Origin of the sequence: Arthrobacter sp. UYEF36, from assembly GCF_040547025.1 — a bacterium.
Taxonomy (GTDB): domain Bacteria; phylum Actinomycetota; class Actinomycetes; order Actinomycetales; family Micrococcaceae; genus Arthrobacter.
Map to the genome: position 1 here is coordinate 197,092 of NZ_JBEPOX010000002.1, position 25,904 is coordinate 222,995.

Annotated in this window: 24 protein-coding genes and 1 tRNA gene; 14 read left to right on the forward strand and 11 right to left on the reverse strand. The window is 68.3% G+C overall.

What is annotated here, in order from left to right:
* Nucleotides 1–2,142: an acyl-CoA dehydrogenase family protein gene (locus ABIB29_RS04960; protein ID WP_354170604.1), complete on the reverse strand. Its 2,142-nt coding sequence runs from the start codon at nt 2,140–2,142 to the stop codon at nt 1–3.
* Complete coding sequence (locus ABIB29_RS04965) at nt 2,139–2,897, reverse strand: TetR/AcrR family transcriptional regulator (RefSeq protein ID WP_502915564.1); 759 nt, start codon at nt 2,895–2,897, stop codon at nt 2,139–2,141. Before ABIB29_RS04965 ends, ABIB29_RS04960 begins: the two co-directional genes overlap by 4 nt.
* A 67-nt stretch (nt 2,898–2,964) precedes the next feature.
* Between ABIB29_RS04965 and ABIB29_RS04970 the strand changes: the two genes are divergently transcribed.
* Genes ABIB29_RS04970 through ABIB29_RS04980 form a run of 3 tightly spaced genes read left to right on the forward strand, consistent with a single transcriptional unit; the run spans nt 2,965 to nt 6,653 of the window.
* Entirely contained in the window at nt 2,965–4,380 is a 1,416-nt protein-coding gene (locus tag ABIB29_RS04970) for an acetyl-CoA C-acetyltransferase (RefSeq protein ID WP_354170606.1), read from the forward strand.
* Nucleotides 4,381–4,389: 9 nt separating this feature from the next.
* On the forward strand, nt 4,390–5,745 hold the full coding sequence (locus tag ABIB29_RS04975) for a 3-oxoacyl-ACP reductase (RefSeq protein WP_354170608.1): 1,356 nt from the start codon (nt 4,390–4,392) through the stop codon (nt 5,743–5,745).
* Nucleotides 5,742–6,653 (forward strand): MaoC family dehydratase, encoded by a 912-nt coding sequence (locus tag ABIB29_RS04980; RefSeq protein WP_354170609.1) that lies wholly within the window; start codon nt 5,742–5,744, stop codon nt 6,651–6,653. The genes ABIB29_RS04975 and ABIB29_RS04980 overlap by 4 nt, the downstream gene beginning before the upstream one ends.
* Nucleotides 6,654–6,765: 112 nt before the next feature.
* Here ABIB29_RS04980 and ABIB29_RS04985 read toward each other — a convergent pair whose 3' ends face one another.
* The 4 genes from ABIB29_RS04985 to ABIB29_RS05000 form a co-directional block, all read right to left on the reverse strand.
* Nucleotides 6,766–7,779 carry an FUSC family protein gene (locus tag ABIB29_RS04985; protein ID WP_354171087.1) on the reverse strand — a complete coding sequence of 338 codons (1,014 nt, stop codon included), beginning with the start codon at nt 7,777–7,779 and terminating at the stop codon, nt 6,766–6,768.
* A gap of 186 nt (nt 7,780–7,965) precedes the next feature.
* The gene (locus ABIB29_RS04990; protein ID WP_354170610.1) at nt 7,966–9,030 is read right to left on the reverse strand and encodes a glutathione S-transferase family protein; all 1,065 of its coding nucleotides are present in this window, start codon (nt 9,028–9,030) and stop codon (nt 7,966–7,968) included.
* A 9-nt stretch (nt 9,031–9,039) separates the two neighbouring features.
* Nucleotides 9,040–9,819, reverse strand: a complete 780-nt coding sequence (locus tag ABIB29_RS04995; RefSeq protein ID WP_354170611.1) for a M50 family metallopeptidase — start codon at nt 9,817–9,819, stop codon at nt 9,040–9,042.
* On the reverse strand, nt 9,816–10,202 hold the full coding sequence (locus tag ABIB29_RS05000; RefSeq protein ID WP_354170613.1) for a TraR/DksA family transcriptional regulator: 387 nt from the start codon (nt 10,200–10,202) through the stop codon (nt 9,816–9,818). Before ABIB29_RS05000 ends, ABIB29_RS04995 begins: the two co-directional genes overlap by 4 nt.
* 169 nt (nt 10,203–10,371) lie before the next feature.
* Between ABIB29_RS05000 and ABIB29_RS05005 the strand changes: the two genes are divergently transcribed.
* Genes ABIB29_RS05005 through ABIB29_RS05015 form a run of 3 tightly spaced genes read left to right on the forward strand, consistent with a single transcriptional unit; the run spans nt 10,372 to nt 13,979 of the window.
* Nucleotides 10,372–10,911 carry a hemerythrin domain-containing protein gene (locus ABIB29_RS05005; protein ID WP_354170615.1) on the forward strand — a complete coding sequence of 180 codons (540 nt, stop codon included), beginning with the start codon at nt 10,372–10,374 and terminating at the stop codon, nt 10,909–10,911.
* A gap of 9 nt (nt 10,912–10,920) precedes the next feature.
* Complete coding sequence (gene malQ / locus ABIB29_RS05010) at nt 10,921–13,077, forward strand: 4-alpha-glucanotransferase (protein WP_354170617.1); 2,157 nt, start codon at nt 10,921–10,923, stop codon at nt 13,075–13,077.
* Nucleotides 13,078–13,091: 14 nt separating this feature from the next.
* Nucleotides 13,092–13,979: an alkaline phosphatase family protein gene (locus ABIB29_RS05015; RefSeq protein WP_354170619.1), complete on the forward strand. Its 888-nt coding sequence runs from the start codon at nt 13,092–13,094 to the stop codon at nt 13,977–13,979.
* 13 nt (nt 13,980–13,992) lie between these two features.
* On the opposite strand, the gene ABIB29_RS05020 is transcribed toward ABIB29_RS05015, so the two are convergent.
* Nucleotides 13,993–14,547 carry a hypothetical protein gene (locus ABIB29_RS05020; protein WP_354170621.1) on the reverse strand — a complete coding sequence of 185 codons (555 nt, stop codon included), beginning with the start codon at nt 14,545–14,547 and terminating at the stop codon, nt 13,993–13,995.
* A 603-nt stretch (nt 14,548–15,150) separates the two neighbouring features.
* A tRNA-Leu gene (locus ABIB29_RS05025) sits at nt 15,151–15,233 on the reverse strand.
* A gap of 163 nt (nt 15,234–15,396) precedes the next feature.
* Here ABIB29_RS05025 and ABIB29_RS05030 point away from each other — a divergent pair.
* Complete coding sequence (locus ABIB29_RS05030) at nt 15,397–16,701, forward strand: M20/M25/M40 family metallo-hydrolase (RefSeq protein ID WP_354170622.1); 1,305 nt, start codon at nt 15,397–15,399, stop codon at nt 16,699–16,701.
* Between the two features lie 19 nt (nt 16,702–16,720).
* A complete protein-coding gene (locus ABIB29_RS05035; RefSeq protein WP_354170624.1) occupies nt 16,721–17,896 on the forward strand; it encodes an acyl-CoA dehydrogenase family protein in 1,176 nt (391 codons plus the stop codon).
* Between the two features lie 23 nt (nt 17,897–17,919).
* Here ABIB29_RS05035 and ABIB29_RS05040 read toward each other — a convergent pair whose 3' ends face one another.
* The gene (locus ABIB29_RS05040) at nt 17,920–18,153 is read right to left on the reverse strand and encodes a DUF5703 family protein (RefSeq protein ID WP_024366712.1); all 234 of its coding nucleotides are present in this window, start codon (nt 18,151–18,153) and stop codon (nt 17,920–17,922) included.
* Between the two features lie 39 nt (nt 18,154–18,192).
* On the opposite strand from ABIB29_RS05040, the gene ABIB29_RS05045 reads away from it, so the two are divergent.
* On the forward strand, nt 18,193–18,456 hold the full coding sequence (locus ABIB29_RS05045; protein WP_354170626.1) for a hypothetical protein: 264 nt from the start codon (nt 18,193–18,195) through the stop codon (nt 18,454–18,456).
* A 23-nt stretch (nt 18,457–18,479) separates the two neighbouring features.
* Here the strand turns inward: ABIB29_RS05045 and ABIB29_RS05050 are convergent, their stop codons facing one another.
* Nucleotides 18,480–19,415, reverse strand: coding sequence for an aldo/keto reductase (locus ABIB29_RS05050; protein WP_354170628.1), 936 nt, complete (start codon nt 19,413–19,415; stop codon nt 18,480–18,482).
* Between the two features lie 52 nt (nt 19,416–19,467).
* Between ABIB29_RS05050 and ABIB29_RS05055 the strand changes: the two genes are divergently transcribed.
* Nucleotides 19,468–20,301: an undecaprenyl-diphosphate phosphatase gene (locus ABIB29_RS05055; protein ID WP_354170629.1), complete on the forward strand. Its 834-nt coding sequence runs from the start codon at nt 19,468–19,470 to the stop codon at nt 20,299–20,301.
* A gap of 15 nt (nt 20,302–20,316) precedes the next feature.
* A complete protein-coding gene (gene mshC / locus ABIB29_RS05060; RefSeq protein WP_354170631.1) occupies nt 20,317–21,597 on the forward strand; it encodes a cysteine--1-D-myo-inosityl 2-amino-2-deoxy-alpha-D-glucopyranoside ligase in 1,281 nt (426 codons plus the stop codon).
* Here the strand turns inward: mshC and ABIB29_RS05065 are convergent.
* On the reverse strand, nt 21,594–22,499 hold the full coding sequence (locus ABIB29_RS05065; RefSeq protein ID WP_354170633.1) for a PAC2 family protein: 906 nt from the start codon (nt 22,497–22,499) through the stop codon (nt 21,594–21,596). The genes mshC and ABIB29_RS05065 overlap by 4 nt on opposite strands.
* Nucleotides 22,500–22,629: 130 nt before the next feature.
* Here ABIB29_RS05065 and ABIB29_RS05070 point away from each other — a divergent pair, with 130 nt between their 5' ends.
* The 3 genes from ABIB29_RS05070 to ABIB29_RS05080 all read left to right on the forward strand — a co-directional run bounded on the left by ABIB29_RS05070 (nt 22,630) and on the right by ABIB29_RS05080 (nt 25,839).
* Nucleotides 22,630–23,409 carry an HAD family hydrolase gene (locus ABIB29_RS05070; RefSeq protein WP_354170635.1) on the forward strand — a complete coding sequence of 260 codons (780 nt, stop codon included), beginning with the start codon at nt 22,630–22,632 and terminating at the stop codon, nt 23,407–23,409.
* Nucleotides 23,402–24,610: a site-2 protease family protein gene (locus ABIB29_RS05075; protein WP_354170637.1), complete on the forward strand. Its 1,209-nt coding sequence runs from the start codon at nt 23,402–23,404 to the stop codon at nt 24,608–24,610. The genes ABIB29_RS05070 and ABIB29_RS05075 overlap by 8 nt, the downstream gene beginning before the upstream one ends.
* Before the next feature lie 113 nt (nt 24,611–24,723).
* Nucleotides 24,724–25,839 (forward strand): tRNA (adenine-N1)-methyltransferase, encoded by a 1,116-nt coding sequence (locus tag ABIB29_RS05080; protein WP_354170639.1) that lies wholly within the window; start codon nt 24,724–24,726, stop codon nt 25,837–25,839.
* Nucleotides 25,840–25,904 lie beyond the last annotated feature (65 nt).

The window sequence follows — 25,904 nt, forward strand, 5'->3', positions numbered from 1 at the left end:
TCAGGCGCCGGAGGCCTTCCCGTGGCTCTTGCGGGCCAGCAGGATTTTCTCGTCCACCGGGGCGTCGCCGCTGGCGCGCTGCGTGCGGAAGTACTCGCGGGCCTCGTCCTGGCGGAGCTGCTCGGCGCCCGTGGCGATCTCGGCGCGGAGGTGTTCGGGCCCGAATCCGAAGGCGTCGACCAGGTCCAGGGCGTGCGGGCGGATCTTCACGAGCAGGCGGTTAATGTAGTCGCCCACGGTCCGGGCGCGCTGCATGGAGAGCCGGCCGTTCATCAGGTACCAGGACAGGTTTTCCTCGATCAGGGACAGCCCGAAGAGGTCGCGAAGCCAGGTCAGCACCTTCCTGGTGCCCGGGTCGGTGACCTTGCCCAGCGCTTCGGTGAAGGCTTCCCACTGCAGCAGCTCGGCGTGCGCCTGGGCAGCTTCGATGAGTTCGTTCTGGTGGCTGTTGAACAGTGCCGCCCCCTGCTGCTGCGGCAGCTTGTTGGCGCCCTTCAGCGCCGAGCCGACGTCGGCGACCATGGTCTGCACCCGGTCGGTCAGCAGCGCGCGCTGGCTGGCCTCGTCCTTGATCGCGATGGCGGCCTTCTGCACCGACCCGGTATCCGCCATGAACTGCGCGACGCCGCGCAGGCCGGTCCGGTGGATGGCGGCGCCGGTGGCCTGGCCGACCACGTAGCGGGCCAGCACGCCGAAGTTCACGGTGCGGAATTCCTTGGCGTAGTCGGCCAGCAGCCGCTTGGCGACCAGCTGCAGCAGGACCGTGTTGTCCCCTTCGAAGGTGGCGTACACATCAAGGTCGGCGCGCAGCGAGGCGAAGCGGTTCTCAATCAGGAAGCCGGCGCCGCCGCAGGCTTCGCGGCATTCCTGCAGGGTGTCGAGCGCGTGCCAGGTGCTGAGCGGCTTGAGCGCGGCCGCGAGGGTTTCCAGGTCCTGGCGGTCCTCGTCGGTGTCAGTCCGGCCGGAGAAAACGTCGTCGAACTTCTGCAGCAGCTGTTCGCTGGCGAAACCCGCGGCGTACGTTGTGGCCAGGCGGGTGAACAGCCGGCGCTGGTGCCGCTGGTAGTCCAGCAGCACTTCCTCGTCGGTCTGCGAGGACGCGTTGAACTGGCGGCGTTCCGTGGCGTACTGGATCGCCGTCTTCAGGGCGAGCTTCGACGCGGTGACGGCGGCGCCGTCGAGCGAGACGCGGCCCTGGACCAGGGTGCCGAGCATGGTGAAGAAGCGGCGGCCCGGGCTGGCGATGGGGGAGCTGTAGCTGCCGTCGGCGTCAACGTTGCCGTAGCGGTTCAGCAGGTTGGTGCGCGGGATCCGGACGTGCGTGAAGTGCAGCCGGCCGTTGTCGATGCCGTTCAGTCCGCCCTTGACGCCGTCGTCCTCGCCGCCGATGCCCGGCAGGAATTCCTTTGTCCCGGGGTCGCGGAGGTCCATATAGAAAGCGTGGACGCCGTGGTTCACGCCCTGCGTCACCAGCTGGGCGAAGACGACGGCGGCGAGGCCGTCCATGGCGGCGTTGCCGATGTAGTCTTTCCACGCGGCCCGGAACGGGGTGTGCACCACGAATTCCTCGGTGGCCGGGTCGTAGGTGGCGGTGGTGGCGATGCTGGCGACGTCCGAGCCGTGCCCGGTCTCCGTCATGGCAAAACAACCGGGAATGTCCAGGCTCATGATGCCGGGCAGCCACTGCTGGTGGTGCTGCTCGGTGCCGAGGTGGCTCACGGCGGAGCCGAACAGTCCCCACTGCACACCGGCCTTGATCTGCAGCGAGGGGTCGGCGATGACAAGCTCCTGGAATCCGGCCACGTTGCCGCCGTGTTCGTCGGCGCCGCCGACGGACGCGGGGAAGGCGCGGTGCACTGCGCCGTTGTCCACCAGGATCTTGAGCTGGCCGAAAGTCCGACGACGGTGCTCGGTATGGGTCAGCCCTTCCGTCTTGTGCAGTTCCGGCTGGCCTGCGAGTGCCCGTGAGGCGCGGCGGGTGTCGGCCCACTTTCCCAGGAGCAGCTCGCCCAGTGCGGCGACGTCGACAGTGGGAGCCACCGCTGCCGGCGCGCCGGGCGTGGCCGCCGGGCGTGTGGAGGCCGGCTTCGCGGCAGGGACGTTCGTCGGGGGGCCCGCGGGGCGGTCGGCTAGTTCGGTCATGTCGATTCCTTCGTTGGTTCTGACAAGGTCGGTGCTGAAGTTGGAAGTGAAGTCGGTGCTGAAGTGCGCAGTTCGGGGGCGATGCCGAGGCACAGCCAGTCGGTGATCTGGCGTGCCATGGCCGCCTGGTCTGGTTTGGTGGGGGACGCCGGACTGGCCAGCCATTGTTCGCCGGCGTTCCGGACGAGGCCGATCGCCGCGTTCGGCCAGTATCCGATCACGGCCTCGCGCCCGGCCGGGTCGCTGAGGTGGTTGCGCATGGGCCGGGCAATCATGTCGCTGATCGCCGCGAAAAAGTGACCCAGGGCTCCGGCGGTGGCGAGGGTGCCGCTCGTGGCATCCCCGGGGGTGTAGCGCGTGACGAAGGTGTAGACATTAGGGCTTGTTTCCGCCATCTGCAGGTACGCGGACACCATTGCCAGCAGCCCCTCGCGCGGTGTTTGGGCGCTCTGGGCCGCTTCCTGGATGCGGCGCTGCATCTGGCTCAGCACGACTTCGCCCACGGCCTGCTGGAGCCCGGCCTTATCACCGAAGTACCGGTAGAACACGGACTTGGAGGTACCCGCCGCGGCGGCGATGTCTTCCATGGACGCATCACTGCCCAGGCTGTGGACGGCCTTACGGGCTGACTTGATCAGCTCCCGGCGGCGCTCTTCACGGTGCGACTGCCAGCGCGAGGCGCGGCCGTCCACACCGCTGGCACCGGCAGTGGCGGAGCCTGGCGCGCTGCCGCCGGGAAGGTCGGTCTGGGGGATGTTCACGATACTCAGCGTATCAGGTACGCTGGGTATCGGTAACCGCTTTGATCAAAGGAGACAGCCCATGTCCGTCCACGGACAGTCCGCACCCGGACCAAAGGAATCAAACGCCCCGGCGACGTCCGAGGCCGTCGCGGCAGCAGCCTCCCCTTCCGCGGCAAGCGCCACAGCATCGACAGTGCCGCGGCTCCGCAAGGCGGTCATCGTTGGTGGCAACCGCATTCCCTTCGCCCGCACCGGGGGCGCCTACACCAAGTCCTCCAACCAGGACATGCTGACCGCCGCCCTGGACGGGCTCATCGCGCGGTTCGGCCTGCAGGACGAACGCATCGGTGAGGTTGCCGCCGGGGCGGTGCTCAAACACTCCCGCGACTTCAACCTGACGCGGGAAGCCGTGTTGGGCTCCGCACTGTCCGCAGAGACCCCTGCCTACGACCTGCAGCAGGCGTGTGCCACCGGGCTGGAAACGGTGCTCGGCCTCGCCAACAAAATCAAGCTCGGCCAGATCGATTCGGCGATCGCCGGCGGAGTCGACTCCGCCTCGGACGCACCCATCGCCGTGAGTGAGGGCCTGCGCGAGGTGCTCCTGGACCTGAACCGGGCCAAGACGCTGCCGCAGCGGCTGCAGGTCCTCGGCCGCCTCCGCCCCAAGGACCTCGCCCCGGACGCTCCCAACACGGGCGAACCGCGCACCGGCCTGTCCATGGGGGAACACCAGGCGCTCACCACAGCGCAGTGGAAGATCACCCGGGAGGCCCAGGATGAACTGGCCTTCAACAGCCACCGCAACCTCGCCGCGGCCTACGACGCCGGGTTCTTCGATGACCTGCTCACCCCGTACCGCGGCCTCACCCGGGACTCCAACCTGCGGGCCGACACCAGCCTCGAGAAACTGGCCACCCTCAAGCCCGTTTTCGGCAAGAACCTGGGCGCCGCGGCCACCATGACGGCGGGCAACTCGACCCCGCTCACCGATGGTGCCTCCACGGTGCTGCTCGCGGCCGAGGACTGGGCGGATGCCCATGATCTGCCCAAGCTGGCCACCGTTGTCGACGGCGAGGCGGCCGCGGTCGACTTCGTTCACGGCAAGGACGGTCTGCTGATGGCTCCGGCCTTCGCTGTGCCGAGGCTGCTGGCCCGCAACGGGCTCAGCCTCGACGACATCGACTTCTTCGAGATCCATGAGGCCTTCGCCGGTACAGTGCTGAGCACCCTGGCCGCGTGGGAGGACGAGGAATTCGGCCGCACGCGGCTGGGGCTGGACGGAGCCTTCGGCAGCATCGACCGGTCCAAGCTCAACATCAACGGGTCCTCCCTCGCGGCGGGCCACCCCTTCGCGGCCACCGGCGGAAGGATCGTCGCCTCGCTCGCGAAAATGCTCCACGCCAAGGGCCACGTTGACGGCCGCCCGGCCCGCGGGCTCATCTCCATCTGCGCCGCCGGCGGCCAGGGTGTCGTCGCTATTCTTGAAGCACACTAGGGGGATCCGATGACCGACAAATACACCCAATTCGTGAGCCAGGGCCCGGGCAGGGACATCGCCAGGAAACTCGGGCTGCCCCAGCCGGTAGTGCTGCGCCGCCACCAGCCGGGACAGCCGCTCGTCAGCGGCCCCGTCCTGGTCCAGGGTGGCGGCAGCGGCGCCGATGCGCTGGCCTCGACGCTCCTGTCCTGGAATCTCGATGTGCGCCGCCACGCGGTGCCAAAGGAGAAGCTCGGCGCCATCATCCTCGTCCTGGATGAACTGGGCCGTCCGGAGGACCTGGAAAAGCCGGTGCTCACCGCCGCCACGTCCCTCCGGGACCTGGCAGCCAACGCCCGCGTCATCACCATCTCCCGCGCGGCGGCGGACGCTGCAAATCCGGACAGTACGGACCCGGCCGCCGCGGCGGCCCGCCAGGGAGTGGACGGGCTCCTCCGCTCGCTGGCCAAGGAGCTCCGTGCCGGCGCCACCGCCAACGGCATCCTGCTCTCCGACGGCACCGGCACCACCAGCCCCAGCACCCTCGGAGCGCTCCGGTTCTTCCTCTCCGGCCGGTCCGCGTTCGTCGACGGGCAGTTCCTCACCGTCAGCTCCGCCGAAGGGCAGCTGCCGGCCGACGCCGACAAGCCGCTCGCGGGGAAAGTCGCCGTCGTGACCGGAGCCGCGCGGGGAATCGGCGCCGCGATTGCACGCACCCTCTACCGCGACGGCGCCACGCTCGTCGTCGTCGACATCCCGGCGGCCGGTGACCACCTCGCGGCCGTGGCCAACGAGGTGCACGGCACGGCTTTGCAGCTGGACATCTGCCGCGAGGACGCCGGGCAGCGGATCATCGACCACGCCGTGGAACGTCACGGGCGTCTGGACATCGTGATCCACAACGCCGGCATCACCCGGGACAAGCTGCTCGCCAACATGGACCAGGGCCGCTGGAACTCGGTGATCGCGGTCAACATCGCCGCGCAGCTGCGGATCAACGAGGCCCTGCTGGCCTCTGAGCATTTCCGGAGCTCCCCGCGGATCGTCTCCGTCGCCTCGACCAGCGGCATCGCCGGCAACCGCGGCCAGACCAACTATGCCGCCTCCAAGGGCGGCGTGATGGGCATGGTCCGGGCCACGGCTCCGCTGATCGCCGCGCACGGCGGCTCCATCAACGCCGTCGCCCCGGGCTTCATCGAGACCGAGATGACCGCGAAGATCCCCTTCGCCACCCGCGAGATCGCCCGGAGGCTGAACTCCCTGCAGCAGGGCGGCCGGCCGGGCGACGTCGCCGAGGCCATCGCGTTCCTGGCCAGCGACGCCGCCGGGGGCATCTCCGGTGAGGTACTGCGCGTCTGCGGGCAGAACCTGGTGGGAGCATGAGCCTATCGCAGCCGGTCATCCTGGGGGAGATGCCGTCGCTGTCCAAGCTTTACGTCAACGCGGCAGCCACCGCGGCCCGACGCCGGGTTCTCGGCACCCATGCGGGCGCCGGGCTCCCGGAGGCACGGCACGAGGTCCGCGGCGTCAAGGCGTCGGTGGAAAACCTCACGGCGTACCAGCATCTGATCGGCGAGACCGCGAGCGATGTCCTGCCGGCCGGTTTCATCCATGCGCTGGCGTTCCCGCTGGCGATGAGCGTGATGAACCGGGATGATTTCCCCCTGCCGCTGCTCGGCATGATCCATCTGGAAAACCATATCGTGCAGTCCTCTCCGCTCCGGTTCACCGAGGCCCTGGATATCCAGGCGTGGGCGGCGAACCTGCGCGGGCACCGGTCCGGCACCCAGCTGGACCTCGTCGCGGAGGTGCGCCGCACGGGGGAAGACGCCGTGAGCTGGCGGGGTGTCTCGAGTTACCTCGCGAAGGGCGTGTTCCTGCCCGGAATCGACAAGCCCACGGCCGCTGCGGCCGCGGCGGATTTCTCGGCGCCGGATCCGACCGCGCTGTGGCAGCTGGGCGTCGACACGGGGCGCGCCTACGCCGCCGTGTCCGGCGACTTCAACCCGATCCACCTGAGCGTCCTCTCGGCCAAGGCCCTGGGCCTGCGACGGTCGATTGCGCATGGCATGTATCTGGCGTCACGGGCCCTGGCGGATGTGGGTGCCGCCAGGGGCGATGCCTTCAGCTGGGATGTGGCCTTCGAGGCGCCGGTCTTCCTGCCGGCCAGCGTGGCGCTGGGCATCAGCACCAGCCAGGACGCTGACGGGGCGTGGCGACGCTCGGACTATGTCGCCTGGAATGCGCGGTCCGGACGCAAGCACTTCAGCGGATCGGTTGCCGCGCTTTAGTTCCACCCGGCCGAACCAGTCGACGGCGGTGTCCGCCCCGGAAAGGGGAGGGCACCGCCGTCGTTATCTGCGCTGTTGCCTGCCTGGTAGCTGCCGGGTACCCTTTGGCGAGCTACGTCCTGTCCGCGGCAGACTTCGCCACGCGCAGCACCCGGTGCAGGCTCAACAGGATCGATTCGACGGCGCTGGGAGCGTCGGTCGCCGCTTCCTCGGCGCCGACCCTTGCCGTCAGGGCCTTGACGCCGGCGTCGGCCGCTTCAATCTGCTCCGACTGCTGTTCCGGGCCCTCCTCCTCGACCGAGCGCAGGACGTCTCCCACGGCGGACATGGCGTCGGCAAGCGGAGCCGCGTATTCATCCGGCACCACAAAGGGAGTGTCCTTGGCCCAGATGACATCCGAGAGCACCTGCGTCACGTCCTGGACATGGAAGGTCACCCGTTCCAGGTCGCGTAAATTGCGGTAGTCCAGGTCGATGTCCCGAGGGTGGAGCCGGCGCCGTGGATTCGCCCGCCGGCTGGCGTCCGCCTTCTCCACGGCGAGGCGGACGGAGCGCGCAGACGCATCGAGCGCGCCGGACCGCTTCGACCAGTCTTCGTGTTCCGGCGGCCAGCTTTCCTTCAGCGCCTTGGCCATGTCCCAGAGCTGCTGGGCGAGCGCGAGGCGCAGTTCGGCGATGCTGAGCTCGGCGGCGCGGAAGTGCAGCGGCGGGAAGACCAGCAGGTTCACGAGGATGCCCACCGTGACCCCCACGCCCATCTGGAGGAGGTAGCCGAAGGAGAACTGGTCCGGATCGTGGCCGCCGACCAGCAGTACCAGGAGTGCCGCCGTCGGGATCCAGTCCCGGCCCGCGCCGATCTTCGGGAGTCCGGCCAGGATAACGCCGAAGGCCATCACCACGCCGACTGTCAGCGGCGACGGACTGCCGAGAATAAACAGTACAAAGGCCAGCCCCACGCCGATGGCGAGGCCAAAAAGCGTCTGCACACCCTGCTTCATGGAACCGGCGACGTTCTCGTACATGGCCACCAGGGCGCCCAGCGGAGCGTAGTAGGGGTAGTCGGCCGCGGAGCCGGGCATAAACGGGGCGATCGCGAAGGCAATACCCGCAGCCAGCCCAGCCTTCATGGCCAGCTGCAGCCGGGGCCACAGCAGCGCTGAGCGGACGTTGCCGGTCACGATCCGCCAGAGTCGCAGGGGCAGTGAGGGGCCACCGGTGTGCGTGGCCTCGTCTGTAGTAGTCACCCGGCTCACCCTAGGGTGGGGACGTTGCTGCGACAACTGGACAAACCCCCGGGCCCTGCGCCGTTCGGCTCAGCCGGCGCCGTGCCCCGGAGCGACTTCCTCCCCGGTCCGGACCGGTCCCGGCGGCGTTCCCTCGCCGAAGGGACGGCCGCCGAGGGCGTCGCGGCCGTGGGCGGTCAGCCAGTTGCCACGCTCCGGCCCCGCCGGAACGATCCCGGTGGGGTTAATGTCCTCGTGGACGATGTAATAGTGCTGCTTGATCTCCACGAAGTCGATGGTGTCGCCGAACCCGGGGGTTTGGAACAGGTCGCGGGAGTAGGCCCACAGTGCGGGCATCTCGCTGAGTTTCTGCCGGTTGCATTTGAAATGCCCGTGGTACACGGCGTCGAAGCGTGCCAGCGTGGTGAAGAGCCGGACGTCGGCCTCCGTGATCGTATCTCCGACAAGGTACCGCTGTCCGGTGAGGCGCTCCTCCAACCAGTCCAAGGCGGTCCAGAGCCGGTCGTAAGCGGCGTCATAGGCCTCCTGGGAGCCGGCGAAGCCGCAGCGGTACACGCCGTTGTTGACTTCGGTGAAGACCCTCCCGTTGACGGCGTCGATCTCCTCGCGCAGTGCCTCCGGGTAGAGGTCCGGGGCACCGGGGCGGTGGTACCCGGTCCACTCGGTCGCGAAGTCGAGGGTAATCTGCGGGAAGTTGTTGGTCACCACCTGTCCACTGGCGACGTCGACAATGGCGGGCACGGTGATGCCGCGGGGATAGTCCGGGAACCGGCGGAAGTAGGACTCCTGGATCCGTTCCACGCCGAGCACCGGATCCTTGCCGCCGGGGTCCAGGTCGAAGGTCCAGGAGCGTGCGTCATGGGTGGGGCCGGGCTGGCCGAGGGAAATGGCGTCCTCGAGGCCCAGCAGCCGCCGCACGATCACGGTCCGGTTGGCCCACGGGCAGGCGCGGGCCGCGATCAGCCGGTAGCGTCCCGGCTCCACCGGCCAGCCGGGCTCACCATTCCGGCCGGGTCCGCCGTCGCGGGTGATGCGGTCCTCGATGTAGTTGGTGTCCCGGGTGAACTCCGCGCCGCCGGTGACGTATGCGCCCTTGGTGCTGAATCCCGGGTCGTCCGCGTGTGTTGTGCTCATGGTCCCAGCCTATGCCTGGTGCCCGCCTTGTCCGGGCACTGCAGGCCATGGCAGTGTTGCGAACACCTGCGACATCGGCTGCCAGGCTACCCACCAGGCGGCACCGACGACGGCGGCGAACAGGACGATCCAGACGGCTGCGGGGACCCGGGTTGCGCGGGAGAGCAGGTACGCGTCCGACGTCGTGAGCCGGTCCCGCCGCTTCAGGTGGACGTTGGCCAGCTTGCCGAGGTCCCGGACGGCGGCGACGAGGAGCGCCAGGCCAAGGACGATCATCACATGGCCGTTGAATTCGGGCGGGACGAACAGTACGAGCAGGGCGGCGGCCAGCACCGCGGCGGCGGTGATCAGCAGCCCGATGCCGTTGCGGATGAACAGGAACGAGGCCAGCAGGATGAGGGTCCCGAGTGACATCGCCGCCGGACCCCAGCCGTTGAAGCCGCTCCAGACCATCGCGGCGCCGACGACGGCCGGCACCGGGTATCCCCAGAACGTGGACCAGACCGCGGCCAGGGGTTTCCGGCTGTAGGTGGTGGTGGTGCCCGAGTGGTCCAGGCTCAGGTGGATGCCGCCGAGGCGTTGCCCGGTCATCAGCGCGGCGAAGGCGTGGCCGAGTTCGTGCGTCACAGTGGCCAGCAGCCCGAAGTACCGCCAGGTCACACGCGGCAGGGAAAGGGCAACGGCCAGGAGGACGACCAGGGCCAGTTCAGTGCCGGTGACGTGCGGGACGGGGGACTGGGTGAATCCGGCGACAATCCGGTTCCACCAGGTTTCGGCAGCGTTGTTCATGATGAGGTCCGGTCCGTTGTTCCTGCGGCGCCCGCCGGGCCGGCGCTGTGCCGGATGCAGTACGGGGTCCAGGGCCGGGCCTCCAGCCGTCCCTCCGCGATGTGTTCCCCGCACACGGCACAGATACCGTAAGTGCCGGCGTCGATCCGTGCCAGGGCCGCCTCGATCTGCGCGAGGCCCCGACGGCTCTGTTCCAGCAGGGCGGAGGCCTGGGAGAGCTCAAAAGCGATCGTCGATCCCTCGGGATCGTGTTCGTCGTCGACATTTGAATCCTGCCGGGCGGCGTTCACCGAGGAGATGTCCCGGCGAAGCGCGGGGAGGAGTGCAAGTTTCCGGCTGCGCTCCTCCTGGAGGAGGATCCGGAACCGTTCAACGTCGACCATAACCTGCAAGGCTAGCGCGGAGGTTGCGGCCGCGTCTAAAGCCGGCGCCGGAATCCGCGGCGGGCCCGGCTTCATTCGGCTGGGCCGAAAGGCCCGGTGCGCGGGTGGGTCTCCGCCGTAGAGTGGGAAGAGAGCGCGCATGCCCCTATCCAGCAGCCCGGGAGACGTCATGGATCAGCCAGCGGCCAGCACCGTCAACAAGAACGCCGATGAGGACGCTGAGGCCCTGTCGGCGGTGGAGCAGCACCACGCGGGCATGCTCAAGCGCCTCAATGCCCTGACAGCGACACTGGTCCGCGCCGTCCGGGAGGGGGACACGGTGGCGGAGCACGACGCCCATGAGGTGCTGGTGGAGTGGTGCGGGACCGATCTCGTCCCGCATGCGCTCGCTGAGGAGGGTCCGCTGTACAGCGCGCCCCGGAACCTGCCGCAGGGAAGGCTGCTCGTGGAGGGGATGCTGGCCGAGCATCAGGTGATCGTCGGACTCGTCGAGGAACTGCGGGGATCCACCGGGGTGGACGCCGCCGTGGCCGCCGGTTCCATCCGGAACATCTTCGCCCTGCACCTGGAGAAGGAGAACCGGCTCCTGATGCCGTTCATCGTTGCCTCCCCGGAGCTGTCCCTGGCGCGCGCCGTCGAGGGCCTGCACGAACTGGTCGGCGAAACCCACGTCCATCGACACGGCACCGGGCACGGGGGCAGCGTCTAGAGTTGCCCCATGGCTGATGGCATGCACCACCACAACGGGTCCAGCGCACCCATACTGCTGCGGGAACTCGCCGCCGCCCACGGCGTGGGGACCTCCTACTGGGGCTGGGACGGCGTCGAGCGCTCCGTCGCGGACAGCACCCTGCGCAGCGTCCTGGCCGCGCTGGGCGTCCCGGCCGGGGCACCGGAGGAGATGGAACGGTCCCTGGCTGAGGCCCGCCGGGCACCGTGGCGGCGCCTGCTGCCACCGGTCGCCGTCGCCCGTGAAGGGCAGGAGTTCCACGTCAACGTCCACGTACCGCACGGAAGCGCCGTCAACGTCTGGATCATCGCAGAAGACGGCCGGCGGTATGAGGCGACGCAGCGCGAGAACTGGGACGCGCCGGTCGACGTCGACGGCGTCCGCACCGGCCGGGCCGTGTTCGCGGTCCCGGACCTAGTGCCCCTCGGCTGGCACACCCTGTGGGCGGACAACGAGGGCACAGTAGCCCAATGCCCGCTCATCGTCACACCGCGGAGGCTCCGCACGACCGAGGCGCTCGCCGGCCGGCGGAACTGGGGCCTGACCGCGCAACTCTATTCTGTGCGTTCCTCCCGCTCCTGGGGTATCGGCGATTTCTCCGACCTCGCCGATCTCGCCGCCATGACCGGGGAGGAGGGCGCCGGCTTCCTGCTGGTCAACCCGATGCACGCCGCCGAGCCCCGGCCCCCGGTCGAGGACTCGCCCTACCTGCCCACGACCCGGCGGTACGTCAACCCGCTCTACCTCCGGATAGAAGAGATCCCGGAATACGGCTACCTCGACCCGGCCGGCCGGGCCGAGGTGGAGCGGCTGGCCACTGCGCAGCACGCCGCGAACCATTCCACCGGGCTGCTGGACCGCAACGCCAGCTACGGGGCCAAACTGGCTGCCCTTGAGCTGCTGTTCGGCGTCCCGCGCGACCCCGCCCGTACCCTCGCGTTCGCTGACTTCTGCGACGGGGAGGGGAAAGGGCTTGACGACTTCGCCCTGTGGTGCGCACTGGCCGAGAAGCTGGCCCCCGGCGCCCCCCAGTGGGCGGCGGAAGCCTCCTCGCCCGGCACCGCCTACTGCAAGGAGCAGCGGGCCCTCCTGGCGGGCCGGATTGAATTCCACCGCTGGCTGCAGTGGCTCTGCGACCAGCAGCTCGAGGCCGCCCAGCGCTCGGCCCGGCTGTCGGGCATGGAAATCGGCGTCATCCACGATCTGGCGGTCGGAGTGAAACCCGGCGGGGCGGACGACTGGTCGCTTGCCGGGGTGCTGGCCCGGGACGTCACGGTCGGCGCCCCACCTGACATGTTCAACCAGCAGGGGCAAAACTGGACCCAGCCGCCCTGGCACCCCGGCCGGCTCGCCGAATCAGGCTACGCCGCCTACCGGGACATGCTCCGGACCGTGCTGCGCCATGCCGGCGGAATCCGGGTGGACCACATCCTGGGCCTGTTCCGGCTGTGGTGGATCCCGGCAGGGGCCGGGCCGGAGCAAGGCACTTACGTCTACTACGACCACGAGGCACTGATCGGCATCCTTGCCCTCGAGGCGCAGCGGGCCGGCGCGATCGTGATCGGCGAGGACCTGGGGGTGTTTGAGCCGTGGGTCCGGGACTATCTGGCCGAACGCGGGATCTTCGGCACGTCGATCCTCTGGTTCGAGCACGACGCCGACGGACCCATCCCGCCGGAACGGTACCGGCAGCAGTGCCTGACCAGCGTCAACACCCACGACCTTCCCCCGACCGCCGGCTACCTGGCCGGCGATCACGTCACCCTCCGCGAATCACTGGGCCTGCTGCAGCGTCCGGTGGACGAGGAACGCGCCGAGGCCGCCGCTGAGCAGCAGGCCGTACTCGGGCTCCTGCGGGAACGCGGTCTCCTGCCGGCGCCGGGGCACCAGGACGTGCAGGCCACCGTCGAGGCGCTCTACGCTTTCACCACCCTCACGCCCTCGTCCCTGCTGGGCGTCGCCCTTGTGGACGCGGTGGGGGAGACCCGGACGCAGAACCAGCCCGGGACCAGCACGCAGTACCCCAACTGGCGCATACCACTGGCCGGTCCGCGCGGACCCGTCCTGCTCGATGCGCTGCAGGCCGATCCCGGGTTCCGTTCGCTCGTCGGAACCATCCGGTCCGCGTTGCCTCCAGACGCCTAGCGGCGGGGGATCCAGTGAGGCGCGTTGGCAGTCCCTCCCTGGCCATTGTCCTTGCACTGGGCCTGCTTCTGGCCGGGTGCACTTTGTCGCCGCCCGGCCCCGCCCGAGCCGGGACGATCGATCATGTCGTCATCATCGTGATGGAGAACAAGTCCGCCAGCCGGATTCTGGGAGCCGATGATGCCCCGTACCTCAACTCTCTGGCAAAGGACCACGCCCTGGCAGCCAACTATCATGCGATAACCCGGCCCAGCCTGCCGAACTACATTGCCCTGACCAGCGGCTCCACCGCCGGCATCACCAGCAACTGCGACCCCAAGGCACTCAGCTGCCGGGCAGATGTACGCACCATTGCCGATGAAATCACCACGTCGGGGCGGAAATGGCGGATGTATGCCGAAGGAATGCCCGGGCCGTGCCAGGCCGGGGACTCCGGACGATACTCGGTGAAACACAACCCGTTTATGTACTACCCGTCCGTGACGGATGACAGGGCGTTGTGCGCCGAGCACGTGGTGCCCTTGAGCTGGCTGGACGAGGACCTGAAATCTGCCCGGAGCCTGCCGGACTTCGTCTTCATCACTCCTGACATGTGCAGCGGCACCCACGACTGCCCGGTCCGGACCGGCGACGACTGGCTGTCCCGGCAGATTCCCAAAATCCTCGCCTCACCGGCGTTCACCACAAAGAACTCCCTGCTGGCGGTCACGTTCGACGAGGGCAGCCGTGGCAGCAACCGGGTCGCCACGGTCTTCGCCGGACCGGCCGCGCGGAAAGGCTACATCTCGGACACCCGCTACACCCACTATTCCCTGCTCCGCACGATCGAAGACGCCTGGGGCCTGGACCCGCTGACGGACAACGACCGGAATGCCGCCAGCATGGCCGAACTGCTCAAATGAGGCACTGCTCCAGCTAGCGAACGCCGTGTTGCTTTCCGTCGGCCAGTTCCCTGACCCACTCCGGGGTGGACCGGCCGAGGCGCCGGTCGGTGACAAGGCGGAGCCTGGCCGCCGCGCTCTGCACGCCGGGGTCGCGGGAGGAGGCGCGGTGTCCGGAGACGGCAGCTTCCGACGGCGGGAGGGCGGTCGGCCGGGCCGGGGCGCTGTCCAGCGGGTCTTCCCAGGCCACCGTGATGATCTTGAGTTCCTCAGGGCTGGCCAGTCCGCTGTCGGCCAGGACCGCCAGGACACCCAGGCCCAGTTCGGTCCGGCGCGGGTCAGCGGCGAGGGAGCTGTCCAAGGCCCACTGGGCGCGGTTCCACCATTCGCTCCGGTTGTCCGCCTCCCGTTGCTGGGCCAGCGCGGCCGTGTCAGCGGCGGCGCGCTGCTGCAGGGTGCGCAGGCTGATAGCGGCACCGATGGCCGCCGCGAGCAGCACGGCCAGCGGACCCAGGGCGGCGAGGACCTGCCACCACTCGGCGGGGCCGGTCTGGACGAAGACGTCGACGGGAGCTGGGGAGGGTGTCACGGCACCAGCTTAGGCCCCGTGCTTCCCAACGATCACGAACCTGTCGTCCGGGCCCAGAACGCCCCGGAGCTACTTCCGGGAGAGGGCCGAACCTGAGATCATTCAAGCAGGGGAGGGACTGAAACAACCGGGCCGGCGGCGTGCCGTCCCACACCGAGTTATCCCGTGGAGGACTCACATGCATCCTCTGATCCTGATATGTATCGTCCTCACTGCGGCGGTTCTCTGGATGGCTTTTACCTGGGGCATGCTCGCCCATCTCGCTCGCTCTGAACGCCGGGCCGGGCTGAGAGCTCCACGCAAGAGTGCTGATGCTGTCGGGCGGAGGCATGGGGCCGGAACCCCGAGCAGACTCAAGGTGCGGCGCCGGGGGACGTCGCGGCGGGTCGCCATACACCGCCCCATTAGGTAGCCTCTCCGCGTGAACCGGACCCCGGCGTCCGCCCCAGTCGAGGTGTTCCTGTTCTTACTGGACCCTGCACAACCGACATTCCTGGCTGTCACCGGCGTGGAGATGAGCGTCCGCGGGTGGAACCGGAGCTCGCGTGGGCGAAGACAGAAAAAAACCCCCAGAATCCAAGGATTCTGGGGGTTTTCCCGTTGTGCGCGGAGGGGGACTTGAACCCCCACCCCCTTTCGAGGACTAGCACCTCAAGCTAGCGCGTCTGCCATTCCGCCACCCGCGCAGGTGGTATTCGGTGTACCTTTTCGCCTTTCAGCGTTTCGGTTTTCTCCGAAGCAGCGAGAAAGACTCTAGCATGAACTTTCCCGAAACAAATAATCGGGGCCTGAACGGGCATGTGGGTAGGCTGAAGCCAGCAAGAGAGCCGACGCCACGAGGAGTGAAACATGACTGATATCAGGCCCGAGGACGAAGTCGTCAGAATCTGCCAGGAACTGATCCGGATCGACACGTCCAACTACGGCGACGGGTCCGGCCCGGGGGAGCGGGCGGCCGCCGAATACACCGCGGGGCTGATGACCGAAGTGGGGCTGGACGCCGAAATCTTCGAGGCCGCCCCGGGCCGCGCCAGCGTGGTGACCAGGCTCGCCGGGGAGGACCCCTCCGCCAGCGCCCTCGTGGTCCACGGGCACCTGGACGTTGTCCCCGCACTCCGCGAGCAGTGGTCGGTGGATCCCTTCGGAGCGGAGCTCAAGGACGGCATGATCTGGGGCCGCGGCGCCGTGGACATGAAGGACATGGACGCCATGATCCTCTCCGTCCTGCGGAATTTCGCCCGCACCGGCCGCAAACCCAAGCGGGACCTGATCTTCGCGTTCTTCGCCGACGAGGAGGCCGGCGGCACCTACGGGGCCCGCTACGCGATCGAGAAACGGCCCGAACTCTTCGACGGCGCCACCGAGGCCATCTCCGAGGTGGGCGGCTTTTCCGCCACCATCGGCGGGCAGCGCACCTACCTGCTCCAGACCGCCGAAAAGGGCCTGTCCTGGCTGCGCCTCGTCGCGCACGGGCGCGCCGGCCACGGCTCCCAGATCAACACGGACAACGCCGTGACTCGGCTGGCCAGTGCGGTGTCCCGGATCGGTGAATACCGCTGGCCGGTGGAGCTGACGCCCACCACACGGCAGTTCCTTGACGGCGTGACGGAACTCACGGGCGTGGAGTTCGACCCCGACGACCCGGACAAGATCCTCAAGGAGCTCGGCACCGTGGCCCGCTTTGTCGGCGCCACCCTGCAGAACACCACCAATCCGACCCTGCTCAAGGGCGGCTACAAGCACAATGTGATCCCTGAGTCGGCGGAGGCCCTCATCGATTGCCGCACCCTGCCCGGCCAGGAGGAGCACGTCCTCGAGATCGTCCGCGAACTCGCCGGCAAGGGCGTGGATGTGAGTTACGTCCACAACGACGTCTCCCTTGAGGTTCCGTTCGCCGGTAACCTCGTGGACGCCATGATCGACGCGCTGCACGCCGAGGACCCGGGAGCCAAAGTCCTGCCCTACACACTCTCCGGAGGCACGGACAACAAGTCCCTGAGCCGCCTGGGCATCACCGGGTATGGCTTCGCCCCACTCCAGCTCCCCGACGAACTGGACTTCACCGGGATGTTCCACGGCGTGGATGAACGCGTCCCCACCGACTCCCTGAAGTTCGGCGCCCGGGTACTGGACACCCTGCTCACCCATTACTGAGGACTGAAGGACACCGCCCATGAGCCCTGAAGCTGCCCTGTCCGATGGCTTGCCCGATGCCCTGCTGGAACGGATCCGCGGCCGCGCAGCCGGCTACGACCTGGACAACGCCTTTTTCCACGAGGACCTCGCGGAGCTGGCGGAGGCCGGCTACCTGAAGATCTTCGTTCCGGCGTCCGACGGCGGCCTTGGACTCGGGCTCCAGGCGGCGGCGCAGCTGCAGCGGCGGCTGGCGACGGCGGCGCCGGCCACCGCGCTGGCGGTGAACATGCATCTTGTCTGGACCGGCGTCGCGCACGTCCTTGCCGCCCGGGGCGACGCGTCACTCGACTTTGTCCTCCGGGAGGCCGCGCAAGGTGAGATCTTCGCGTTCGGGAACTCGGAGGCAGGCAACGACTCGGTGCTCTTCGACTCCCGCACCACGGCTGTCCCGCAGGCCGGCGGCGGGTATGCCTTCACCGGCCGCAAGATCTTCACGAGCCTCTCGCCGGCGTGGACCCGGCTGGGGATCTTCGGGAAGGACGCCTCGGCCGCGGACGGCGCAGGGCAACTTGTCCACGGATTCCTCAGCAGGGACACGACCGGGTACGAGATCCTGGCCGACTGGGACACCCTGGGCATGCGGGCCAGCCAGTCGAACACGACCGTCCTGGACGGCGCGGTGGTGCCGGCGGAGCGGATCTTCCGGAAGCTGCCGGTCGGCCCGAACGCGGACCCGCTGATCTTCGCCATCTTCGCCTGCTTCGAGACGCTGCTGGCGGCGGTCTACACGGGCATTGGGGAACGGGCCCTCACCGTGGGTGTTGAGGCCGTGAAGGGGCGGACGTCCTTCAAGAACGGCGGGCGCAGTTATGCCCAGGATCCCGACATCCGCTGGAAAGTGGCAGACGCTGCGATGGCGATGGATGCGCTGTACCCCCAGCTCTCCAGCGTCGCCGCGGACGTCGACGCGCTGGCCGACCATGGCAGCCAGTGGTTCCCGAAGCTGGTCGGGCTCAAGGTCAGTGCGACGGAGACGGCCCGCACGGTCGTGGACCTGGCCATCAGGGTGTCCGGGGGATCGAGCTACTTCCGCGGTTCCGAACTGGAACGGCTGTACCGTGACGTGCTGGCGGGGATGTTCCAACCCTCGGACGACGAATCGGCGCACAACACGGTGGCCAACGCGTGGCTGGGACCGCTCGAGAAGCCCTAAACGGTCCGCTGGACTCCAGGGCCCTAAACGGTCCGCTGGACCTGGGTGACCCGGCGGCGGAGCCAGAACCTGCGGCCGCCGCCGAGATACAGCACGCTGCGCTCCAGTTCCCACTTGCCGTACTCGGAGTGTTCCACCAGTCGGCGGCGCGCTTCCGGCAGGGAATCTTCAGGACTTACCGTCAGTACGAGGTACTCGTACTGCCTCACATAGTCCCGTTCCCGCCGGACTGAACTGCTGAGAAAATGTTCCTTCATTGCTCTCCATTTTCTTCCTTTTCCGGCTAACGTGAAGTCATGAGCATCGATCCGCGTGTCGCGCTTGAAGCCTTCACGGCTGCCCTGGAAGAACACCTCGCCGCTGCGTCAGCACGCCGGGGGCCCGGGGACCCCGCGGTCGAGGCAGCGTTTTTTTCTGTTGCTGATGCCTTTGAAGTCTACGACGACTCTCTCTATGAAGCGTACGGCGAAGTGACCGGACTTGGGGTCCTTGATGAGGACAGCGATGACGACGAGGATGAAGACGTCGACGACGAGGAAGACCTCGAAATTCTCCAGTGACTGAGTCGGTCCGGGGACGCCGCTCAGGCGGGGCTGGACACATCCTCAAGGGCCTGGGCGATCTGCGGCGGAAGCGGTGCCAGCGTTGAATCCAGGATCTCCTTGAGCTGAACCGGGGTGCGGGGGCCGACGATCGCCGTCGCCACGCCGTGCTGGGACAGCAGCCAGCTCAGCGAAACGTCGAGGGCTGTCCGGCCCAACCCCTTCGCCGCCATCGCGACGGCCTCCACCACGCTGGACGAGGCCCCCTCCAGGTACGGCTCCACATAGCCGGCCAGCCGCGCATGGGCTGCCCGTGAGTCCGCTGGAATGTGCCCGCGGTACTTGCCGCTCAACACCCCGCGCCCCACCGGCCCCCACGCCATCAGACCCAGGCCGGCGTCCTCGATGGCAGGGATGAGTTCAGCTTCGGGGGAGCGGTGCAGCAGGGAGTATTCCGACTGGTTCGCGACCAGCGGGAAGCCCGCGACCGCTGCGGCTTTGGCGGTTTGCCAGCCGTTGAAGTTGGACACTCCCGCGTAGCGGGCCCGGCCCGATCGGACGGCGAATTCGAGCGCGGACAGGGTCTCCTCCAGCGGGACGTTGGGATCCCAGGCATGGGCGAACCAGAGGTCCACGTAGTCGGTTCCCAGCCGGGCGAGGCTCGCATCCAGGCCGGAGAGCATCCCGTTCCGGGAAGTGTCGACGCTGCGGCGGCCTTCCGACGTCGACAGCCCGGCTTTTGTGGAGATGACCACTTCGGAGCGGGCCACGACGTCGCCCAGCATTCCGCCCAGCATCGCCTCAGCCTGGCCCTCGCCGTAGGAGGCGGCCGTGTCGATCAGGGTTCCGCCGCCGTCCACGAAAGTCCGCAGAAGAGCCGAGGCATCCTGCTCATCGGTTTCCCGGGCCCAGGACATGGTGCCGAGGGAAAGGGAGGAGACGCGCAACCCACTGTTGCCGACATAACGCTGCTGCATGTCAGCAAGCTTACGGGGGTCCGGACACCTTCATGACGTAGGGTCTATCTACGTGAACTGGTTTGAAGCGGCCTTTTTGGGCCTTGTGCAGGGACTGACAGAATTCCTCCCGATTTCCTCAAGCGCCCATCTGCGGATCGTTGGCTCCTTCCTCCCCAACGCGGCCGATCCAGGTGCCGCCTTTACGGCAATCACCCAGCTGGGCACGGAAACCGCGGTTATCGTCTACTTCTGGCGCGACATTGTGCGGATCATCACGGCGTGGGCCGGCTCCCTGACCGGCAAAGTTTCGCGGCAGAACCCCGACGCCAGGATGGGCTGGCTGGTGATCCTGGGCAGCCTGCCGATCATCGTCCTCGGACTGCTGTTCCAGGACCAGATCGAGTCCGTGCTCCGCAGCCTCTGGGTGGTGGCCACGATGCTGATTGTCTTCGGCATGATCCTCGCCGTCGCCGACGCGATCGGACGCCAGGAACGCGAACTCACCCAGTTGACGTATAAACACGGCATCCTCTACGGCCTGGCCCAGGCCATGGCACTGATCCCCGGGGTCTCCCGCTCCGGCGGCACGATCACCGCCGGCCTGCTGATGGGCTACACCCGCGAAGCGGCGGCCCGCTATTCCTTCCTGCTGGCGATCCCGGCGGTGTTCGGCAGCGGTTTGTACCAGCTCTACAAAGTGGCTTCCAAAGACGGCATCACCGGCCCCTACAGCCTGCCGGAAACGGCGCTGGCCACGGCCGTCGCGTTTGTGGTGGGCTACATCATCATCGGCTGGTTCCTGAAGTACGTCTCGACCCACGGCTACCGGCTCTTCGTCTGGTACCGGATTCTGCTGGGCCTGGCCCTCTACCTGCTGCTCGGTTTCAACGTCATCAGCGCCTAGCACTAGGCTTGGGCTGTGAAGTCTTGGATCTCCCGCCCCGTTCCCCAGCTCCCGGGCAGCATGCCTGCCCTCCGCCTCTTCGACACCGCAAAGGGCAGCGTCGTCACCCTCGGGGCGGCAGGCGAACAGTCAATGTATGTCTGCGGAATCACGCCGTATGACGCCACGCACATGGGCCACGCCGCCAGCTACGTCGCGTTTGACCTGCTCAACCGCGCCTGGCGGGACGGCCGCCAGCAGGTGTCCTACGTCCAGAACGTCACCGACGTCGACGACCCCCTGCTGGAGCGCGCGGCGGCCACCGGAGTGGACTGGCGCGATCTCGCCGCCGGCCAGATCAAGCTCTTTCAAACAGACATGGAAGCCCTCAACGTGCTGGCCCCGGACCACTATGTGGGTGCGGTTGAAGCCATTCCCCTGATCGTGCCCGCCATTGAGCAGCTGGTCCAGCGGGGTTTGGCCTACCGTGTCGCCGGCAGCGCGGGCGAGCCCGACGGGGACGTCTACTACGACGTCGAAGCGGCCGGCAAGCACTCCGCCGAGGCCACGGACGCCTGGACCCTCGGCGCCGTCTCCGGACTGTCCGACGCCGAGATGCTCGGGCTTTTTGCCGAACGCGGCGGCGACCCCGGCCGGGCCGGGAAACGCCAGGCGCTGGACCCGCTGCTCTGGCGGGTTGCCCGCGAGGGCGAACCGAGCTGGCCCGGAGACGGTCTGGGGGAGGGCCGGCCGGGCTGGCACATCGAGTGCACCGTTATCGCCCAGAAGTACCTGCCCGCCCCGTTCACGGTGCAGGGCGGCGGCTCGGACCTGATCTTCCCGCACCACGAAATGGGTGCCGGGCACGCCTATTCCCTGTCCGGGGTGCCGCTGGCACAACACTTCGCACACGCCGGCATGGTGGGCCTCGACGGAGAAAAGATGAGCAAGTCCAAGGGAAACCTGGTCCTGGTCTCCAAACTCCGCGCCGCAGGCGAGGAGCCGGCCGCGATCCGGCTGGCCATTCTGGCCCACCACTACCGCAGCGACTGGTCCTGGACCGAGGCCGGGTTCGCCCAGGCCAAGGAACGGCTCCGCACCTGGCGGGCTGCCCTGGACGTCGCGCCCGAAGGCTCTGCTGACGGGCTGGTGTCCCGCCTGCGGGCCGAACTCTCGAACGATCTGAACGCCCCCGGGGCTGTCGCCGCCATGGATGACTGGGCCGCGGCCGCCCTTGGGGCCGCTCAGGCCGGATCCGCGTCCGACGCCGCGCTGGCGAGCGACGCCATTAACGCCCTGCTGGGCGTCGAACTCTAAGGCTTGTCCTTGCCGCGGCGCTTGAGGTAGCGCTCGAATTCACGGGCGATCGACTCGCCGCTGGCCTCCGGGAGGTCTGCGGTGTCTTTCGCTTCCTCCAGTTGGCGCACATACGCCGCGATCTCGGGGTCCTCGGTGGCCAGTTCGTCCACACCGCGTTCCCACGCGTCGGACTCCTCGACGAGCTCCTGGGTGTCGAGCGGAACCTGCAGGAGCTCCTCGATGCGGTGCAGCAGCGCCAGCTGTGCCTTGGGGGAAGGTGCCTGCGCCACATAATGCGGCACGGCGGCCCAGAGTGAAACCGTGGGCAGCCCGGCGAGCAGCGCAACTTCGGCGAGGACCCCCACGATCCCTACGGGCCCCTCGTACTGCGAGGCTTCGAGGTCCATCCGCTCACGCAGCGCAGGGTCATCCGTCGATGTGCTCACCGGGATCGGCCGGCTGTGCGGCACGTCGGCGAGGAGGGCGCCGACCAGGATGACGTAGTCCACGTGGAGTGCCTCGGCGTGGACCAGCAGTTCGGCGGTGTAGGCCCGCCACTTGTACGACGGCTCAGTGCCCTGGACGAAAATGACGTCCACCTTGGAGTCGGGAACGCTGGCTTTGAAAATACGGGTGGAGGGCCACTTGATCTTCCGCTCTCCGGACGCCGTGCGGCGGATTGTGGGCCGGGTGAACTGGAAGTCGTAGTACTCGTCAGCGTCGACCGAACCGACTTTCTTGCCGCCCCAGAGCTTGTTGAGGTAACGCAGGGCATCGCTTGCAGCTTCCCCGGCGTCGTTCCAGCCTTCGAAGGCGGCGAGCATCACCGTGATGCGCCGGCCCTCGGGGACCGGCTGCAGTAGCCGTTCCGGCTCGGGCACGTCGCCCGTTTCCGCGGGGTCTACCTCGAAGCTATTCATCCCTTCACCCTACGTCCAAGGACACGGCCCCCGCAGGGAATGAAGCGCCGGGAATCGGCGACCCGCGGGCGATATTCGCCGTAGGCGTAGTATCAGGCCCCTCACAGGGCCGCCCCGTAGACTGGAAGGCATGCAATCCTCAGCTCCCCAGCCCCTGCTCAAAGCCGCGCTCTGGGACATGGATGGCACCATCGTGGACACCGAGCCGTACTGGATCGAGGCCGAGCACGCCCTGGTTGCCGCGCACGGCGGGCAGTGGTCGCATGAGAAGGCCATGCAGCTGGTGGGCCAGTCCCTGGTCTTCTCCGCGGGTATCCTGCAGGACGCCGGGGTGGCGCTGGAGCGCCGGGAGATCATCGACATCCTGACCGCCCATGTCATCAGCCAGGTCCGTACCTCCGTGCCGTGGCGGCCCGGTGCCCGCGAACTGCTGGAGGAGCTCCACACCGCGGGGATCCGCTGTGCCCTCGTGACCATGTCCGAGGCCCCGCTGGCCCGGGAGATCGTGGCCAGCCTGCCCAAGCCCTACTTCGATTTCCTCGTCACCGGCGACACCGTCACGCAGGGCAAGCCGCACCCCGAGGCGTACCTCAAGGCTGTCGAGCTGCTGCAGGAACAGGACCCGGACCTCGGCCTGCAGCATTGCATCGCGCTGGAGGACTCCGGGCCGGGTGTGGCGGCCGCCGTCGCCTCCGGCGTGCTGACCGTCGCCATCCCCCATATCGTGCCGCTGCCGAAGGATCCGCGGCACGCCATGTGGGACACCCTCGCGGGGCGTACCGTTGGCGACCTCGAAGAGCTCGTCGCCCTGCGCCACGAGTTCCCGGACGCTACCTTCGGCTCGGGCAGCGGCGCCGGCACCGACGTCCGGCAGGTAGGCCGCGCAGCTAAGGTGCCGGTCCATGACTGACACCGACACCCGCGGCCGCAGCGGCCAGGATCCGCAGAAGCAGGGCCGCAAAGAGGGTATTTCGCTGGGGCGCATCGCCGGCATCCCGGTGATCCTCGCCTATTCGTGGTTCATCATTGCGGCGTTCACGGTGATCGTCTACGGCCCGGTGCTGCAGGCAAACAACCCGTACCTCGGCGTCGGCGCGTACTTCGTGGCGTTCGCCTACGCTGTCCTGCTGCTGATTTCCGTGCTGGTGCATGAGCTCGCGCACGCGTTGACCGCAAAGATCTACCGCTGGCCCAGCGAAAAGATCGTCCTCAACCTCTGGGGCGGCCACACCCAGTTCGAGAGCTTCACTGCCTCGCCCGGGCGTTCCGTCCTCGTCGCGATGGCGGGTCCGGCGGCGAACTTCGTCCTCGCCGCCGGCGGCTGGCTCCTGCTGACCGCAGCGGACCTCACCGGTGTCGCGGGGATCCTGACCAACATCTTTGTCTGGGCCAACCTGCTGATCGGTATCTTCAACGTCCTGCCCGGCCTGCCGCTGGACGGCGGCCGGCTCGTCGAATCCGCCGTCTGGAAGCTGACCGGCAGCCAGGAAAAGGGCACCGTGGCGGCCGGCTGGGGCGGGCGGATCATCGTGATCGCCCTCGTGGCCTGGTTCGTGGCACTGCCCCTGCTCAGCGGCGACCGCCCCGACATTTCCCTGATGCTCATTACGGTCCTCGTCGGCAGCTTCCTCTGGATGGGCGCCACCGCCTCCATTGAGCAGGCCCGGCTGCGGTCCCGCCTGCCGTCCGTGGAAGCCGGCGCGCTGTCCGAACCCGCGGTGGGCCTCCCGGAATGGGCCTCTGTGGCCGAAGTGCGGGCGCTGGCACCGGTTCCCGCCACGGGGGCGGCTCCCGCCGTCGTTTTGTACCGTGCGGACGGGCGTCCGGCTGCCGTGGTGGACGCCGGGGCCGTCGCCACGGTGTCCCCGGCGGCCGCCGCCACAACACCCCTCACGGCCGTGTCCTACGCCCTCGGCGCGGGTGCCTACGTGCCGGAGTGGTCCAAAGGCCAGGAACTGATCCAGTACCTGGCCCAGCTCGACGGCCTGGAGTACGCCGTCGTCGACCGCGACGGAACCGTCACCGGCCTGCTCCGGCAATCCGCCGTCCTGGCGGCGCTCACCGGTAAGGGTCCCGGGTCGGGCAAGCGGATGTTCGGCCAAAACCGGTAGAGTTACCTGCCGGTCGTGTATTTCCGGCCTGGGCGCACTGCCCTGGGCGCAAGCAGCCGTGCCGCCGGCACATTCCGCGGCCACACAGCTTTACAGGAGCGAGGAACATTTTCATGAGCAGCGACACCGCCGCCAGCACCAGCCCCGACGACGCCGTAACAGCCGGCGGCGCGGCCATCAGCCCGGCCCTCGGCACAGAGGCCCCGGCTGCCAGCCCGGCACGTGCCGGCGGCGCTCCCGTCGGAGCAGCCCGCCGCCGCGGACCGTTCCGGGAGGGCGAACGCGTGCAGCTCACCGACGAGCGCGGGCGCATGAACACGATCAGCCTCGAAGCCGGCGGAGCTTTCCACACGCACCGCGGCTTCCTGAACCACGACGAGATCATCGGCAGGCCGGACGGCTCCGTGGTGGTCAACAACGTCGGCCAGCAGTACCAGACGCTCCGCCCGCTGCTCTCGGACTTCGTCCTCTCGATGCCCCGCGGCGCGGCCGTCGTCTACCCCAAGGACGCCGGGCAGATCGTCACCATGGCGGACATCTTCCCCGGCGCGCGCGTCGTCGAAGCCGGCGTCGGCTCCGGCGCCCTGTCCATCTCGCTGCTCCGCGCGGTAGGCGACAACGGCTACCTGCACTCCTTCGAGCGGCGGGAAGAGTTCGCGGACATCGCCCGCGGCAACGTCGAGACGATCTTTGGCGGCCCGCATCCGGCCTGGCAGATCTCCCTTGGGGATTTCCAGGAGGAAGTCGTCCGCACTGAGGAGCCCGGGTCCGTGGACCGCGTGGTCCTTGACATGCTGGCCCCGTGGGAGTGCCTCGACGCGGTTGCCACCGTCCTGGCCCCCGGTGGTGTGTGGATCAACTATGTCGCCACCGTGACGCAACTGTCCCGGACCGCGGAGGCCATCCGAGCCGACGGCCGCTTCACCGAACCCGACGCCTGGGAATCCATGGTCCGCGGGTGGCACCTCGAGGGCCTGGCAGTCCGTCCGGACCACCGGATGGTCGCGCACACCGGCTTCCTGCTGGTCACCCGGCGGCTGGCTGACGGCGTCACGGGCATCTCCGTGAAACGGCGCCCGTCCAAGACCGACTTCAACGAAGAGGACGTCAACGCCTGGACGCCCGGTGCGGTGGGGGAGCGGGCCGTCTCGGACAAGAAACTGCGCCGGGCCGCCCGCGACGCCATTGCCGGGACCAACGTCAAGGACGATCCGGATATTACGAAGTAGTCCGTATTTCGGAAGTCTTCAGCGGGGTCCGGCTTCTTGGGGCTAATGTCTTAATAGAAGCGTAG